General features: G+C 56.3%; 13 protein-coding genes. All 13 read left to right on the top strand.

The window, feature by feature from the left end; all coding sequences use genetic code 11:
* Positions 1-618: 618 nt before the first annotated feature.
* The 13 genes from asnB (at position 619) to ACO9S2_RS03000 (ending at position 16,131) form a co-directional block, all read left to right on the top strand.
* Positions 619-2,619, top strand: coding sequence for an asparagine synthase (glutamine-hydrolyzing) (asnB, locus tag ACO9S2_RS03060; protein ID WP_423720390.1), 2,001 nt, complete (start codon positions 619-621; stop codon positions 2,617-2,619).
* A 334-nt stretch (positions 2,620-2,953) separates the two neighbouring features.
* Positions 2,954-3,976: a glycosyltransferase gene (locus tag ACO9S2_RS03055; RefSeq protein WP_423720388.1), complete on the top strand. Its 1,023-nt coding sequence runs from the start codon at positions 2,954-2,956 to the stop codon at positions 3,974-3,976.
* A gap of 406 nt (positions 3,977-4,382) precedes the next feature.
* Positions 4,383-5,585: a glycosyltransferase gene (locus ACO9S2_RS03050; protein ID WP_423720387.1), complete on the top strand. Its 1,203-nt coding sequence runs from the start codon at positions 4,383-4,385 to the stop codon at positions 5,583-5,585.
* On the top strand, positions 5,582-6,871 hold the full coding sequence (locus ACO9S2_RS03045; RefSeq protein WP_423720386.1) for a glycosyltransferase family 4 protein: 1,290 nt from the start codon (positions 5,582-5,584) through the stop codon (positions 6,869-6,871). The genes ACO9S2_RS03050 and ACO9S2_RS03045 overlap by 4 nt, the downstream gene beginning before the upstream one ends.
* Positions 6,868-7,890, top strand: coding sequence for a polysaccharide biosynthesis protein (locus ACO9S2_RS03040; protein ID WP_423720384.1), 1,023 nt, complete (start codon positions 6,868-6,870; stop codon positions 7,888-7,890). Before ACO9S2_RS03045 ends, ACO9S2_RS03040 begins: the two co-directional genes overlap by 4 nt.
* A gap of 49 nt (positions 7,891-7,939) precedes the next feature.
* Complete coding sequence (locus tag ACO9S2_RS03035) at positions 7,940-9,046, top strand: NAD-dependent epimerase/dehydratase family protein (protein ID WP_423720383.1); 1,107 nt, start codon at positions 7,940-7,942, stop codon at positions 9,044-9,046.
* Positions 9,043-10,170 carry a non-hydrolyzing UDP-N-acetylglucosamine 2-epimerase gene (gene wecB, locus ACO9S2_RS03030; protein WP_423720381.1) on the top strand — a complete coding sequence of 376 codons (1,128 nt, stop codon included), beginning with the start codon at positions 9,043-9,045 and terminating at the stop codon, positions 10,168-10,170. Before ACO9S2_RS03035 ends, wecB begins: the two co-directional genes overlap by 4 nt.
* Positions 10,171-10,188: 18 nt before the next feature.
* A complete protein-coding gene (locus tag ACO9S2_RS03025) occupies positions 10,189-11,166 on the top strand; it encodes a UDP-glucose 4-epimerase family protein (protein WP_423720379.1) in 978 nt (325 codons plus the stop codon).
* Positions 11,167-11,407: 241 nt separating this feature from the next.
* Positions 11,408-12,217: an MraY family glycosyltransferase gene (locus tag ACO9S2_RS03020; protein ID WP_423720377.1), complete on the top strand. Its 810-nt coding sequence runs from the start codon at positions 11,408-11,410 to the stop codon at positions 12,215-12,217.
* Positions 12,218-12,518: 301 nt separating this feature from the next.
* Positions 12,519-13,250 carry a glycosyltransferase family 25 protein gene (locus ACO9S2_RS03015; protein WP_423720375.1) on the top strand — a complete coding sequence of 244 codons (732 nt, stop codon included), beginning with the start codon at positions 12,519-12,521 and terminating at the stop codon, positions 13,248-13,250.
* Between the two features lie 14 nt (positions 13,251-13,264).
* Positions 13,265-14,500: an O-antigen ligase family protein gene (locus tag ACO9S2_RS03010; RefSeq protein ID WP_423720374.1), complete on the top strand. Its 1,236-nt coding sequence runs from the start codon at positions 13,265-13,267 to the stop codon at positions 14,498-14,500.
* Positions 14,501-14,509: 9 nt separating this feature from the next.
* On the top strand, positions 14,510-15,313 hold the full coding sequence (locus tag ACO9S2_RS03005; RefSeq protein ID WP_423720373.1) for a glycosyltransferase family 2 protein: 804 nt from the start codon (positions 14,510-14,512) through the stop codon (positions 15,311-15,313).
* Positions 15,256-16,131 (top strand): glycosyltransferase family 2 protein, encoded by an 876-nt coding sequence (locus ACO9S2_RS03000; RefSeq protein ID WP_423720371.1) that lies wholly within the window; start codon positions 15,256-15,258, stop codon positions 16,129-16,131. Before ACO9S2_RS03005 ends, ACO9S2_RS03000 begins: the two co-directional genes overlap by 58 nt.
* Positions 16,132-16,162: the final 31 nt, after the last annotated feature.

Here is a 16,162-nt window from a genome sequence, read left to right as displayed (position 1 = left end):
GGGTTTCGTCGCTAGAACTCCGTGACTCCCGCAGTCCCCCTCATTTTATTCACTGATCTGAAGCGGGATCCGCGTGTTCACCGGAAGATCGAAGCCCTCCGGACCAACCATGCAGCGATTGCTGCGAGCGCTGGCGACCTCGAGTTGCCAGGTGTGCGCTTCATCCGTTGGGAGTACCGCCAGCGGAGCATTTCGGAAAAGATCAATGCAGCTGTTGCGCTTCTCCTGAGGCGGCATGAATCCTATTATTGGAAGATGGCTCATGTGGATGAATTAGACAACAAGCTCGAAGGACTTCGATTTGACAGCGTGATCCCCGATAATATTGAGTCATTGCCTCTCGCATTGAAGGTGGCAAGAGAGCGTCCGGTGATTATAGACGCACATGAATATTCTCCCCTTGAGTTTGAAGACCACCGGGTTTGGCGAGTGTTCTTCGGTCATTGTAAAGACGATATATGTCGATGGCGGCGGCAGTCACTACCGTGTGCCAAGGGATTGCAGATCGCTACGCACAATCAAAGCATGCTCCCACCGAGCAGCACAGATGCACACTGTGGAAAACAACGCCGAGAAGCTCCGGGAAGTTGTGTCATCTGTGCTTAAGGAGTTCTGACAATGTGCGGTATTGCGGTGCTCTTCTCCTCAGAACCACGCCCATTGGACGATCATATCCGTGCGATGACTGCGGCGGTTCGCCATCGTGGCCCGGATGATGAGGGGATCGCGCTTTTCTCAGCCAAGGGGCTCGAAACGACAGCTCTCGGTGGTGTCGATACACCTGCAGGCACATACGACGCTCGGATGACCTATGCTCCCAGGCGCAAGGCTGAACCCGTTGCTGATGCCGTTGTTGCGCTCGGCCACCGACGTCTGTCCATTGTTGACCTCAGCCCAGCCGGTCATCAGCCGATGTGCACGGCAGATCGCCGTTTCTGGATCGTGTATAACGGCGAGATCTACAATTACGTTGAGCTCCGTACTGAGCTCGAACTTCTCGGACACTCATTCGTTTCGCACAGCGACACGGAAGTGATCCTTGCCGCTTATCGTGAGTGGGGCGAACAGTGTCTCGGACGATTCAATGGGATGTTCGCCTTTGTGCTCGTCGATCGAACCGCCAGGCGGGTGTTCGCCGCGCGCGACAGATTCGGGGTGAAACCGCTGTACCTTTGGCGTTCGTCTCGAGGGTTAGTTGCCATGGCCTCCGAGATCAAGCAGTTCTCGGTCTTGCCGGGGTGGTCACCGGTAATGAACGGGCAACGCGCATACGAATTTCTGAACTGGGGTCTGCTTGACCATACGGAGGAGACGCTCTTCAATGGCGTTCGCCAACTTCGTGGAGGCGAATGTCTCCATTGCCCCCTGGAGGAGTTGCCGGTTAGCTTTCCCATCAAGCGGTGGTATCAGATGACGCCGCGCTCATTCCAAGGCGATAGAAAGGCTGCAGCGGATGAATTCTGCGCGCTCTTCACGGATGCGGTTCGTCTCCGGCTTCGAGCCGATGTTCCGGTGGGTTCTTGTTTGTCCGGTGGTCTTGATTCATCTTCGATCGTATGCGTTGCAAATAATTTACTCCGGTCTGCTGGTGCGGCGTCCCAACAGAACACCTTTTCAGCTTGCGCCAAAGTGAAACGGTATGACGAGCGCAAGTATATTGATATCGTTGTCGATCGCACTGGTGTTCATGCGCACTACGTCTACCCAGATCTCGGTGAATTGTTCGAGACGCTTGATGTCCTGACCTGGCATCAGGATGAGCCATTCGGGTCGACCAGCATTTATGCGCAATGGCACGTGTTCAAGCTTGCAGCACAGGCGCGCGTCAAGGTTCTGTTGGACGGACAAGGAGCTGATGAGTTGCTTGGCGGTTATCATGGGTTTTTTGCTCCGCACTTTGCAGGTTTGTTTGCGACCGGGCGCTGGGGGGCGCTTTTGCGAGAGATTCGCGCGGCAAACCGGTTGCATGGCTTAGGCTTTGCCGGCGCCTCCAAGTATCTTGCGAACGCGGTATTGCCTGAACTGCTGCGCCGGCCCTTGCGACGGCTTGCAGGAAAGTCCTCCTCCGCACCGACCTGGTTTGATCGGGGCCGTCTCGCAATTGACGACCGTGACCCTTTCCCTGCCTACGGGTTCAAGACAACGTCGGTCGACCAGATGGCCCATACGCTCCTGACTGCTACCAGCGTGCCGATGCTCCTTCATTGGGAGGATCGCGACTCCATGGCACATTCTGTCGAGTCGAGACTGCCTTTTCTCGACTTCAGGGTAGCGGAATTTCTTATGGGTCTGCCTGCTGAGATGAAGTTGTGGGATGCCACCACGAAACAAGTGCTTCGGGAGTCAATGCGGGGGATTTTGCCTGAGCCAATCCGTATGCGCATGGACAAGATGGGCTTTGTGACCCCGGAAGAACCTTGGGTTCGGCAGGAAGCTCCCGAACGATTTCGTGTCGAACTGCGCCGAGCCGTGGACGCATCGCAAGGCGTCATCAATGACGCCATCCTCGATCACTTCGATGCCATCGTCGCTGGTCGCGCGCCGTTCAATTTTCTCATCTGGCGGATGATCAGCTTCGGACGATGGATGGATCGATTTGGTGTTCGGGTGGTGGCATGATTCGGATGACGGGTTTGTGTTGGCCAGGATTCTGAGTGGCGTGTCGGTCCCGTATCTGCATCCGATTCAGGCGTTTAGAGGCGCGTCCACGAGCCTGCTGGAGTTCCTGCGGGCATTCCCGCAACGAACGCTTGGGCGATCTTTGTCCGGTTCGAATTCTATAAAGTCGGAACCCGGATTTCTTGGCGCTGCTCCGTTAGTCAACATACTACGGTTCCCTCTCCGCAACCTTCGCTATCCTTATGGAGGGAGAGGATGATTTCCGGCGGCATACTGTCGGTTCCATTCGTATACAATTACTTGGCCGGTCTGCGGCAGGCACAGAGCCGTCATTATGCATGTCTTGCATGTCTGTAAGTTCCGCGCGGCGGGAGCATCCCGTGTGCAGATGCAGCTCAAATGGGACCGTGGCTCTGTGATGGACGTGGATAGCGAGCCTCCGGCCAGGCAGCAGCGCTATCCGCTTTCTTATCGATCGCTTTTTGCGTTGCTCAGGAAGCGGCACTTCTCTGCCGTTGTTTTTCACATGCAGTCTTCGGTTCCCTACATTCTATTCGCCCTCATGGTGAGGTTCTTGCTGAGGTCACGAGTCGTGTTTGTGTATGACATCCATGATCTCAATGAGTGGCCGTCGGCAGCCGCGGCATATATGCGGTTCAGGTTCTGCGTTTTTTGGGTATTGGAGCGCATTGCTATTCGTCGCGCGGACAAAGTTGTAACCGTGTCGCGCGGCCTAGCTCAGATCTACTACAGGCGGTACGGGCGCTCGCTGATTGTCGTATACAATGCGCCCGCCATTCATGCGGATTCGTCCGGCAGCCCGGCCGGATCCCGCGCGGGGCTCGTCTACTTCGGTCTGATCAACAAGTTGAGGCTGCCCCGGCATGTCATCAATGCCATCGCGGAGGCAGGGATGACGGTGGATGTCTATGGCGTTATGTTCGAGAAGGATCCTGAGTATTTGGTGTGGCTAAATGAGAAAGTGAAAGATGGTTGCGTCCGATTGATGGGGCCCTACAGCCCGAATAACCTGGAGTTCTTGTCGGATTACTCGTTTGCCCTCCTCGTATTTGAAGAGGGCGAGCTGAATGTCAGGTACTGTCTTCCTAATAAACTGTTTCAAGCGATCTTGCAGGGGCTTCCATGCATCCTCTCGCATGGTTTGGTAGAGAGCCGTATCAAGTTCAAGCGGTTTCCTGAGTTTGTATCTACATGGCCTGCCAACAAGAAGGAGCTGGCGGGCTTCTTCGCCCTGCCGCGCTCGCTGAGGAGTCACATGGATGTTCTGGAGTTTGTCGGCGCACTGCACGAGAAGTCTTGTCAGAGATACATGCACTGCTTACTGGGCGGCGTATGAATGTGCCAGTGTTTGATCGGCTGATGCGGGGGGCGGCCACTTGCTCTGATTTGGACCAACGTAAGGCCTGGAGTACCCTTCCCGGCTATCGGCGGGTCAGCGCGGTGCACACCGTGGCTAATGTTAGGGTGGTTCCAGCAATCCGCCGATTGATTTCGCCTGAGGAGATTGCCACCTTCGTGGAGTGATCGGTGCGTCCTCGGCTGTATGTGCGATTCGGGGCGGGGTGGGACGGGGATTGGGAAATTTCTGACGGGCTAACGGTCTGTCTCCAGGCTCAATTGTCCGGAAAGGATTTGCCCGAATCGTCATGAATGCCTTGGTGAATCTGATCGGTCATCGGCTCCTGAGGAATCTCGAGAGCCTGGGGACGCATTCGTGAGTCGACTGTCAGGAGAATGGTGCGGTGAAATCAGAAAAGCCGTCTTTGGATGCTGGCGGTCCTGTTGCTTTGAAGCGAGAGATGTCGATTCGTGCTTTACACGTGGTAGAAGACTTTTCCTCCGGTAACACCGGAGTGACCTCTGTTGTCCGCCAAATAGCGCAATGGCAGGCAAAACACTGTGAGTGGGTTGGCGTTTACGCGGCTGGGCCAGTTGACCTTCCCCCGCCAAACGGGGTTTATGTTGAAGCTGCGGATCTGGATGCGGCGTATCGTTCGTGGCGGTATCCGGCCGGCGGTCTGGCCGGCCTTCTGCGTCTTATCGAGGCGAAGGATGCGACCGTCCTGCATCTTCACGGCCTGTGGCGGGCAGCTTCATTGCTGGGGGTTAAGGCGGCCGCCGTGTCTGGAGTGCCCGTGGTTCTGAGCGTTCACGGACAAACATCCCCATGGGCGCTGAAGGGGCAAGGGGTACCGAAACAACTCAAGAAATGGCTCTACTGGAACTGCCTTGCTCGTAGACAGTTCGAGACGGTAAATGCCTTACATGCCATTACGCCGCTTGAGGGTGAACATATCGCCCGTTTTTTTAAACGTGATGACTATGTGGTTATACCGAATGCCATTGACCTGGATTCGTATGAACAAAGTGTGTCGGCAGGAATACCGCCGACGCGTAGCTTTGTATTTTTGGGGCGCCTGCACCCGGTAAAAGGTGTGGATATCCTGATCGAAGCATTCTCTTCTGCCGATCTGGGGTCGGAAGACTGGCGATTGATACTGGCAGGCCCGGAGGAGGTTCCAGGGTATGTAGAACACTTACGAGATCTGGTAACCCACAGCACACGCGGAACTCGAATAGAGTTCGTCGGCCCGGTTTTTAACCGAGACAAACAGTCCTTGTTGAGGCAGGCATGGGTATTGGTCGCCCCATCACACACCGAGGTGATCGGCATGGTCAACCTTGAGGCGGCAGCTCAAGGTACGCCATCCTTAACGACCCACCAAACAGGGTTGACTGACTGGGCGGATGGGGGAGGGATATTGGTCACCCCGGAGGTGGGTGCACTGAGGACTGCGTTGGAACGCGCATCCCGCTGGTCAATGGCGGAACGATTAGAACGTGGTCGCGCTAGCCGGGATTTGGTGCAAAGTCGCTATAGTCAGGAAGCGGTCGGACCGCGTTGGATTGATTTATACAAGAAGCTCCAAGGTGGAGTGAATTGAAGTTGCTGATTGTCAGCCAGTATTTCTGGCCGGAAAACTTTCGGGTCAATGATCTCGCCAGGGAGTTTAGCACGCGAGGACATGCAGTGACGGTTCTGACGGGATTGCCGAACTACCCGGCGGGATATTTCTCCCCGGGATATAGCCTCAGAGGGCCATATCGAGAACAGTACGAGGGCGTGGACGTGATCCGCTGTCCCCTGATTCCACGCGGTAGCGGGAGCGGACTGCGGCTTGTTCTAAATTATCTCTCTTTTGCGGTGGCGGCCACGGTCAGAGCATTGCTGGCCTGCCGAAAGGGATATGACGTAATTTTTGTGTATGAACCCTCTCCTATCACGGTCGGACTTCCGGCGGTTGCACTGGCACTTGTGACGCGGGTGCCCGTGATGCTGTGGGTGCTGGATTTGTGGCCCGAGAGTGTTTCGGCCACGCAAGCGATTCGGTCGTCACGCCTGCTGCGTTGGATTGAACGTATGGTGCGGTTCATCTATAGGCATTGCGATCGGATCCTTGTGCAATCACGAGCCTTTTTTTCTCATGTCGAACAACAGCGCGTTCCGTCGGAGAAAATCCTGTATTTTCCGAGTTGGGCGGAAGGCCTTTATGAGACCGCCAGTGGTCGATCGCCTGTGCCGGAGAGTGTCCATTTGCCGGAAGGGTTTCGAGTCATGTTCGCAGGGAATGTGGGCGCCGCGCAGGACTTTGACACGATCTTGACGGCAGCGGAACGTCTGCAATCAAGACCCGACATTCACTGGATCATTGTCGGCGACGGACGCATGTTGAGCTGGGTTCAGGCTGAAGTGGAGCGACGCCGGTTACGCAATACCGTGCATCTCCTGGGCCGTCATCCGCTTGAAACCATGCCGGCGTTCTTTGCGCAGGCCGATGCCCTGCTGGTGACGCTCCGACGTGAGCCGATCTTCGCGTTGACGATCCCGGGGAAGGTACAGTCTTACCTGGCCTCGGGGCGCCCGATCGTCGCGGCGCTCGACGGGGAAGGGGCGCGGATTATTGAGGAGGCGGGCGCGGGCATTGTGGCCCCGGCCGAGCATCCGGAGGCATTAGCTGATGCTGTTGTGAGACTAGCAGAGACTCCGAACGAAGCCAGGGATCTGATGGGGAAACGGGGAGCGGCGTACTACGCGACTCATTTTAACCGGACCGTGCTGTTCGATCAGCTCGAACGGTGGATGCGGGAATTGGCAGATAGGCAAGGGGGCACACGATCGTCGCCCGAATCCGAGCTGTTGTTGTCGAGCGAAAGGGGAAAGCTTTCATGAGCGATGTCCTGAAGGGGAAAACGGTTCTGATCACCGGTGGGACCGGGTCATTCGGCAGGGCGTTGGTGGATGTACTCCGGCCCCGTGCAGTGAAAGAGATCCGTATTTTCAGTCGAGACGAACTGAAGCAGGAATTGATGCGGATTGAGTTGAACGAGCCCCGGCTGAAGTTTCATATCGGCGACGTTCGAAGCCGTGAGAGTGTTGATGCGGTGATGCAAGGCGTTGACTTCGTGTTTCACGCCGCTGCATTGAAGCAAGTGCCGTCGTGCGATTTCTTTCCCATGGAGGCCGTGTATACCAATGTGAACGGCAGCCACAACGTGGTCGATTCCGCTATCAAGCACGGGGTCATGAAAGTAATTTGTCTCAGCACCGATAAGGCGGTCTATCCGATCAACGCAATGGGAATGACGAAAGCGTTGATGGAGAAGGTGGCTCAGGCGGCCGCACGTACGACCGGCGACGGACCTACGGTGGTCAGTGTTGTGCGGTATGGGAATGTGATGTACTCACGCGGTTCGGTCATTCCCCTCTTTGTCCAGCAGATGAAGGATCGTAAGCCCCTGACGATTACCGAGCCTCGCATGACGCGATTCTTGTTGCCCCTCTCTGAGGCAGTGGACCTCGTCCTGTTTGCCTTTGAACATGGACGGCAGGGAGATATCTTGATCCGGAAGGCGCCCGCTTGCACGGTGGCGGATCTTGTCGCTGCAATGAAGGGGCTGTTTCGTTCGGAGGTTCCGGTGAAAGTCATCGGCGTTCGTCACGGTGAGAAGCTCTATGAAACGCTGGCGACCCGTGAGGAGCTCCGCCGTGCGGATGACATGAAGGATTACTATCGTGTGGCCATGGATTCGCGGGATCTCAATTACAGCAAGTATTTTACAGAGGGGGACTTGCAGGAAGCTGAAGTGGATGACTATACGTCCCACAACACGAAGCGGCTGAACGCGAAGGAAGTTGAGGCGCTGTTACGAACATTGCCGGAAATTCAGCAGGCGCTTGCAGGTCAATAATGTTATCGGTGTCCCGCTCAATTACCGGCTGCGTGATCAGGTGTTTTCTATGAAGACGATCGCCGTCACTGGGGTAGAGGGCTTTCTCGGATGGCATTTGCGAGTCCATTGTCATGCCAGACCGGAATTGAAGATCCTTAAGATTGACCGATCCATTTTCGCAGACCCTGGCCGTTTGCAAGGGATCATGTGCCAGGCGGATGCTGTCGTCCACCTGGCGGGGATGAATCGTGGCGACGAAGAGGAAATCGAACGCATCAATATCGGGCTCACGAGACAACTCATTGCAGCTTTTCAACAGACCAATGCGCGCCCCCAGGTTCTCCTGGCAAACTCAACCCACAGGGATCGGGAAACGGTATATGGCCGATCAAAGCGGCAGAGTGCCGACCTGCTTGCGGGCTGGGCGTCGGAGGCAGGCGCCATCTTTACCGATCTCGTCCTTCCCAACGTCTACGGTGAAGGCGGGCGTCCTTTCTATAACTCTGCGGTGGCAACCTTTTGCCACCAGCTTGCATCAGGGGAGGAGCCGAAGATCATCCAGGACAGCCAGCTTGAGCTAGTTCATGCTCAGACTGTGGCAGGCGCGATCATCGCAGCGATCGAGAATCGAATGTCCGGTGAGGTGCGCGTCCAAGGTGATCGGTTGTCTGTCTCGGAGTGTCTCCGGAAGCTGCAAGGGTTCGATCGTTCCTACCGGGGACATCTCATTCCCGAGCTGAAGACCGCCGTGGACTTGGATCTTTTCAATACCTATCGATCCTACCTCTATCCGCGTTACTACCCGGTTACCCTCCAGCTACACAGCGATTCGAGAGGACATCTATTCGAGGCTGTCAAAAGTTTACATGGCGGACAGTGCTTTATCTCTACCACAAAACCTGGCATCACCAGGGGGAACCATTACCACACGAGGAAGTTCGAGCGATTTGTGGTGCTGAACGGGGATGCCGTGATTCGAATTCGTAAGCTCTTGACCGGGGATATCGTGGAATTTAAGGTCTCCGGCTCAGTTCCTCAATATATCGATATGCCCACATTCTGTACCCACGATATCACCAATACGGGACTTAGCGATCTCACGACATTATTCTGGGCTCATGAGATTTTCGACCCGCAACGATCCGATACGATTCGGGAGCCAGTGGACATATGAGAAAGCTCAAAGTCATGACTGTGGTGGGGACACGCCCCGAGATCATCAGGCTCTCGCGAGTGCTGGCCTGCCTCGATCGTCATACGGACCATTGTCTGGTGCATACCGGTCAAAACTACGACTACGAATTGAATGAGATCTTCTTCAAGGAACTGGAACTGCGAAAGCCGGACTATGTCTTGGAGGCCGCGGGGCAGTCGGTAGCGGAGACGATCGGGACCATTCTCATTAAGATCGATCCGATCCTGGCAAAAGAGAAGCCTGATGCGCTCTTAGTCTTGGGCGATACCAATAGTTGTTTGGCCGTGATTGTTGCCAAGCGCAGGAAGATTCCTGTGTTTCATATGGAGGCAGGGAATCGATGCTTTGATCAGCGCGTTCCAGAAGAATTGAATCGAAAGGTCGTCGATCACCTCAGTGACATCAACCTGACCTACAGCGAGTTGGCTCGCGAGTATCTGCTCAGGGAGGGATTGCCCCCGGAGCGTGTGATCAAGACTGGCAGCCCGATGTACGAAGTGTTATCCCACTACCGATCGAAGATCGAACAATCGGACGTGCTGAGCAGGTTGGGTCTGCAAGCCGCCGACTACTTCGTCGTCAGCGTCCATCGGGAAGAGAACGTCGATTCCCCCGCTCAATTCGACAAGCTCGTCGACCTGCTCAACGGGCTGGCCGATGGGTATCACCGGCGCCTTATCGTCTCAGCCCATCCAAGGACCCGGGCGCGGATTGACTCTTCCGGGGTCCGTTTGCCTGAGTTGGTAGAATTGCATAAGCCTTTCGGGTTGTTTGACTATGTCCATCTGGAGATGAAGGCCAGGGCTGTGCTTTCCGATAGCGGGACGATCACCGAAGAGTCCTCCATCCTGAATTTCCCTGCCGTGAATATCCGCGAAGCGCACGAGCGGCCGGAGGGTATGGAAGAAGGAGCGGTCATGATGACGGGACTCGACCAAAACCGGGTCCTGCTCGCATTGTCGATCCTGGAGAAACAGCCTCGTGGAGAACAGCGTGGGTTGCGGATGGTCCGGGATTACGATGTTCCCAACGTGTCCGAGAAAGTGATCCGCATTATCCTGAGTTATACGGATTATGTGAATCGACTTGTTTGGCACAAGTGACCCGGTATTTAACAAGCTGTGGGCGACCGAATATTGGTAACAGGAGCAAACGGGTTTGTGGGCGACGCTCTCTGTCGCCGCCTTCAGGAGTCTGGTCTCCTCGTGAGGGGGACGGTGCGAGATCCGGGGAAGCTGCCGCCGGGGGGACCTTCGGCATTCAACGGTTTCGAGCGGGTGGTGCTGCATGATCGCTCCACAGAGAGCGAGACGAAACAAGCTCTGCAGGGTGTGCGGGCGATTGTGCACCTGGCTGCGCGGGTCCATGTTATGGCCGACCATGCGGCTGACCCCCTTCGTGAGTTTCGCCTGGTCAACACAAACTGGACGGAACGGTTGGCTCGAGCTGCCGTTTCGCAAGGTGTTCGCCGATTTGTGTACATGAGTTCGATCAAAGTGAATGGTGAGCAGAGCTTTGTGCCGTTCACGGAACAGGATCCTGCAAATCCCCGGGACCCCTACGGGGTTTCGAAGTGGGAGGCCGAGCAGGTCCTTGCGCAGGTTTCGTCCCAGACGGGCATGGAGACCGTCGTCGTCCGGTCACCGCTCGTGTACGGCCCCGGCGTCGGAGGAAATTTTCTCCAACTGCTGAAGATCCTGCGCCGGGGAGTTCCATTGCCGTTTGCCTGCGTCCAAAATCGTCGTAGTCTCATCTATCGGGGGAATTTGGTCGATGCGCTAGTTTGTTGCGTGCGGGACATACGGGCGGCCGGACAGACCTATTTGCTCAGTGACGGGGAAGATCTCTCCACCCCTGATTTGATCCGGCGGCTTGGCAAAGCGCTGGGAGCGCCCGTGCGACTGTGGCCATTGCCTCTATGGGCACTCCGTTGGATCGCCCAGGTTGCCGGAAAACAGGCGGTCATCGACCGGCTGCTCGGATCTCTCACCGTCAACTCGTCGAAAATCAGGCGGGAGTTGGACTGGCATCCCCCTTTCCCCGTGGATCAGGGGCTTGCTGAAACAGCGGCCTGGTACTGCGGGCAATCGCCCCGATGAAAGACTACCTCGTGACGGCCAGGTTCTTTTCTGCGATGATATGCGCATTCCTCCCATGACCGGATCGTTTGTATTTGATGGCTTCGGAGCTCCAGTTGCGTCCTTTGCTGTCACTTGGACGGTCATTGCGATACTCCTTCGGACCTTCTCCGACCGAATCCTCGACCATCCCAACGAACGCTCTCTTCACCAGCGGCCTGTTCCGAGAACGGGAGGAATCGGGGTAACCGCCGGCATCGCCGTGAGTATTCCCTTGGTCTCACCGGCTGAGTGGTGGCCGCTCTGGCTCGGCGCCGCGCTCCTCGTGGGGATTTCCTTCCTTGAAGATCTCGTCGGTCTTCCCATTGTCGGGCGGCTTATCATGCATTTTGCGGCGGCCAGTACTTTTGTGATCGGTTTGCTATTCGATCAGATCGGGCTAGGAGGGGCTGTTATCGCGATTGTGGCAGTGGTCTGGATGACGAATCTCTATAACTTCATGGATGGAATGGATGGACTGGCCGGTGGCATGTCTGCGTTCGGGTTTGCCTTTCTTGCGATTGCGGCCTGGCTTGCCAAAAGTCACGCTCTCGCTCTCATGAGTCTTTCGGTTGCAGCCGCAGCGGGGGCGTTCCTGTTGTTTAACTTTCATCCTGCCCGCATATTTCTGGGAGATGCCGGTTCGACCACGTTGGGGTTTCTAGCGGCGGGGTTGGGCCTGATCGGTTGGCGGCAGGGCGTCTGGTCGATCTGGCTTCCCGTGTTGGTCTTTTCTCCATTCATCGGTGATGCCACTGTAACTCTGGTAAGGAGAGTCTTTCGGGGCGAACGTTTTTGGCAGGCGCATCGCGCTCATTATTATCAACGGTTGGTGCTCAGCGGGTGGAGCCATCGGAAAACCGCGTTGGTCGAATATGGCCTCATGATGTCTTGCGGCATCGGTGCGCTCGCTTTTCAGAAGGCTTCAGACAGCGCACAATTAGGAATTATGGGGTTCTGGGTGCTTACTTTCCTGGGGTTGGGGTATGGTGTATCGCTGGTGGAACAGGGAAGGGGCAGACAGGGAGCCTGAGATGGACAGTGAGGCTATTCAGCCGGTTTTGAACGCAAGGCATCTATGTCTCCGTCCGGTTGTGGAGTTCTTCGCCGGGCACAGGCATTTCCCATGGACTTGGTGTCAAGCCGAGCCTGCCGGTAGCGCGATGTTTCGATCATCGGCTGTCCCGTCAGGTGCTGAAAACGTTCACCTGACCGATGTGCACCGCTTCTGTGGTGAAGCCTGAGCCTCGGTGGATATGATGTGGCTTCGGGATATAGGTGCCGTATGAGAATAATCGGTTTGTCAGTCTAAAGTACCCATTCAATTTCTAGCGATGGCTTGCGCTGATCACAATGAAGGTGGACTGCTGCCGCTTGACGGGATCCTCATCATCAACCCCAGGGATTTCGTGGATCGGCGGCAGAGCATCGAACGGCAACTACAGGCACTGGGTCTGAAGTATGAATTTATCCATTCGTTCGATGCCGGCGATCTGGATACAACCATTACGAGCAAGTACATTACGAGCGCATTTCTTAGTCCAGGGCAGCAGTCATGCGCATTGAAGCATCTCCAGGCGCTGCGCCTCATTGTGGAGCGAAATTGGCAGCGTGCGCTGGTATTGGAAGATGATGCCATTCTCGCTTCTCGGTTCGTCCAGGGGCTTCAGGCGGCTCTCGAAGAGTCTGCTCCGTTGGAAGCTCCTTATGTGCTATTAGTGGGCAGCGGCGGGAATCAATACACCCCTCGAAGGAGACGTGTTCCGGGGCAGTGCTTATACCGGGCGGACAGAGGCCGCTTAACAGAGGCCTACGTGCTCGGCAGCCAGACTGCCCGGTTGAGAGTCGACTGGATTGAACGGCACGGCATTTCGTTGCCGATCGACAATCTCTTTGATCGAATGGATCGGGAGCTGAATATTGCGCGCTACTGGCTAGAGCCGCCTATCGTGGAACAGGGGAGTAAGAACGGACAATTTCGCTCCGTCTTGGAGCCGGCCCCTCCCAATTTCGTCCGGCGGGTGACTTCTGTATTGCAGAAACTACGCCGGAAGTATCTCTACTAGCTCATTCTAAAAGTATGGCATTCATTTCCTCCCAGCGGCTCATTGATCTCGCGAGAATTGCGGCGATCGTTGCCTGTGTAGGGCTCTTGTATTCCCCCTCGGTGGGTACAATTGGTCTGGTCGTCACCTACGTGGCCTTCCTTGCGAGTGGCCAGGCTGTTTCACGCTTCAAGGCGGTGCTGGTGCGGCCGTTGGTCTATTGGGGGGTGGCATTCCTAGGGGTGGTCCTGTTGGGGATGGTGTATGCCTCCGTGCCCTGGCATGACCGGTGGACTGATTTTTATAAATGGCGCACAATCCTCTGGTTTTGTGTCGCATTGGCCATTTTTGACGAGGAGTGCTGGAAAGAGCGATTGCTGGTCATATTCTTGATCGGGACGGCGGTCGCGGTGGTGGGGTCTTTTGTGTCAGCCGCCGGGTGGGTCACCTTCCGGCGTGGCCCGCACGAATTATTGCGGAATAACGGCACGCAGGGGATGGCGTTTGCCTGTGCGGCGCTGGTCTGTGCCTGGGTGATGCTGGAAAAGAAGACGCTGGGCCTGGTCAGCTGGATCTGGCCTGTGTTCGCGGCTTTGTATATCGTGAATGTGATCTTTATTACGGATGCGAGAAGCGGGTATGCCGTACTTGGAGTGGGGCTTTTCATGTTGTTGTGCTGGAAGGCGTCATGGAGCCAGCGGGTGTTGATTGTGGTTGGTTTCATTGTCGCAGGCGGGCTGGTTTTTGCAGTCTCTCCACGGATGCAGGGCAAAGTCAGGGCTGCGGTGGTTGAGTGGACCACTGAATCGAAATTGGAACGTGAGACGAGCTTCGGTCTCCGCCGGGTATTCTATACCAATAGTGTGGAGATTCTGCGGGACCATTGGCTCCTGGGTCTTGGCACCGGAGGATTCGCGCAGGCCTATGGCGATCATGTATCGAAGAAATACGAGGCGTCGGACTGGCGTGCGGTGCATACGACGGATCCGCATAACCAATATCTGGCTGTAGCGATTCAACAGGGCATCGGAGGGGTGGTGGTTTTTCTGGTCTGGATTGCGGCCGTCGCCCGTGAACGCGAGTCTCGCGGGGACTATCATCGGCTGGCGGTCGCCATTCTCGCCGGTTGGTGCGTGACGAGTCTCTTCAGCTCGCACTTCAGAACGTTTGCGGAGGGACATTTGCTCGCCACGTTTCTTGGTGTGCTTCTTGCCGTCGAGCCACGATCCATTCAGGCGAAGCCGGTCGCTGCGATGTCAAAGGAAGCGTAGGAACTCACCATGCAAAAAGTCTCCGTCTACATCATCGCCTATAACGAGGCAGGCAAGATTGCTGATACGATCAACAGTGTGTTGTGGGCGGATGAGATTGTCTTGGCGGATTCGGCCAGCACGGACGGGACGGATCGGATTGCGGCTGAGATGGGGGCGCGTGTTGTGCAGATTCCTTTTGAAGGATTCGGCCATTTGCGCAATCGTGCGATCGCCGCCTGCACGCACGAGTGGATTCTGAGCATCGACACCGATGAACAGTGCACGCCGGAGGTCCGGGATGAAATTCTCGCCCTCCTTGCCGGAACTCCCGCTCACGATGCCTATCTTGTGCCGCGGCAGAATTATTTCATGGGACAATGGATCAGGCACTCCGGCTGGTACCCGAATTTCAGGCAGCCGCAATTCTTTCGGAAGGGAGCCATGAGGTATGGGGAGTCTCCCGTTCATGAAGGCTACGAACTTCTGACGTCCAAGCCGGCGGGGCGATTGGAGCATGCGATCTGGCAGATTCCTTTCCGGAACTTCGAGGAAGTCGTGAAGAAAGCAAACCGGTACTCGACTCTGGGTGCGCTCAAGCTTTCGGGACGACGGGTGTCCATGGGGCAGGCGCTCTTCCATGGCAGCTGGGCCTTCATCAAGCATTATTTATTCAAAAGGGGATTCTTGGACGGGTGGCCCGGGTTTGTCATTGCACTGGGAAACTTTGAAGGTACGTTTTATCGCTACGCAAAGCAGTATGAAGCACAAGCAAAATGGCCACTTCCTACACAGCCGCCGCTGCACCGGCCCGGCGGGTCTCCATCGGCATGAAGACCGCGGTGATTGTCACGACGTATAACCGGCCCGATGCGCTGGCGATTGTTCTCGCCGGGTATGAAGCCCAGACGGACCGGGACTTCGAACTGGTGGTTGCCGATGATGGCTCGACCGCTGAGACCGCGATGGTAGTGCGGGAGCATCAGCGCCGGAGCCATGGGCCTGTCCGGCATGTGTGGCAGGAGGATCGGGGCTTTCGTGCGGCGGCCATTCGCAATCGAGCGGCGGCCGCGACCACGTCCGCCGACTATATTATCTTTACGGATGGAGACTGTATTCCGTCCCGACAGTTTGTCCAGGCGCACAAGCGCTTAGCGGAGCCGGGGTATTTTCTCGGGGCGAACCGGGTTCTGCTCTCTCCGCGCGGCACACAGCGAGCCTTGGAGGGGCGGCTCCCGGTCCACGATTGGCGGTGGGCGCAATGGGGGTGGGCTTGGGCCAGGCGTGATGTGAATCGTCTTTTGCCGCTGTTTGAGTTGCCCGATGGTCCCTTTCGCAGGTGGGAACCGGGACGGTGGAAGGGAATCAAGACCTGTAATGTCTCCCTCTGGCGGAGCGATCTGATACGCGTGAACGGGCTGGATGAGTCCTATGAAGGGTGGGGATTGGAGGATACCGATTTGGTCATTCGTCTTCTGCGGAGCGGAGTCAAGCACAAGACTGCTCGGTATGCCGCACCGGTGTTTCATTTGTGGCATCAGGAGCATTCGCGAAGCGGACTGGATGAGAACCGGAGGCGCTTAGAGTGTCTGCTGAGTTCCCATGACACGCGGGCTGCGGTTGGTCTTGACCGGTATATGGTGAATACATGATGCGGGATTCTGGCTCGGGCACTGGCGGGTC

Source organism: Nitrospira sp. NS4, assembly GCF_049546785.1.
In the GTDB taxonomy this organism is placed as follows: domain Bacteria; phylum Nitrospirota; class Nitrospiria; order Nitrospirales; family Nitrospiraceae; genus Nitrospira_D.
Note: the sequence above shows the minus strand (reverse complement) of the source record. Positions and strands in the feature narration are given on the sequence as shown.

What these genes read in the sequence shown, in the direction of transcription:
- asnB (WP_423720390.1), top strand. Translation starts at nt 619, where the DNA reads ATGTGCGGTATTGCGGTGCTCTTCTCCTCAGAACCACGCCCATTGGAC.
- ACO9S2_RS03055 (WP_423720388.1), top strand. Translation starts at nt 2,954, where the DNA reads ATGCATGTCTTGCATGTCTGTAAGTTCCGCGCGGCGGGAGCATCCCGT.
- ACO9S2_RS03040 (WP_423720384.1), top strand. Translation starts at nt 6,868, where the DNA reads ATGAGCGATGTCCTGAAGGGGAAAACGGTTCTGATCACCGGTGGGACC.
- ACO9S2_RS03035 (WP_423720383.1), top strand. Translation starts at nt 7,940, where the DNA reads ATGAAGACGATCGCCGTCACTGGGGTAGAGGGCTTTCTCGGATGGCAT.
- wecB (WP_423720381.1), top strand. Translation starts at nt 9,043, where the DNA reads ATGAGAAAGCTCAAAGTCATGACTGTGGTGGGGACACGCCCCGAGATC.
- ACO9S2_RS03015 (WP_423720375.1), top strand. Translation starts at nt 12,519, where the DNA reads ATGGCTTGCGCTGATCACAATGAAGGTGGACTGCTGCCGCTTGACGGG.
- ACO9S2_RS03010 (WP_423720374.1), top strand. Translation starts at nt 13,265, where the DNA reads ATGGCATTCATTTCCTCCCAGCGGCTCATTGATCTCGCGAGAATTGCG.
- ACO9S2_RS03005 (WP_423720373.1), top strand. Translation starts at nt 14,510, where the DNA reads ATGCAAAAAGTCTCCGTCTACATCATCGCCTATAACGAGGCAGGCAAG.
- ACO9S2_RS03000 (WP_423720371.1), top strand. Translation starts at nt 15,256, where the DNA reads ATGGCCACTTCCTACACAGCCGCCGCTGCACCGGCCCGGCGGGTCTCC.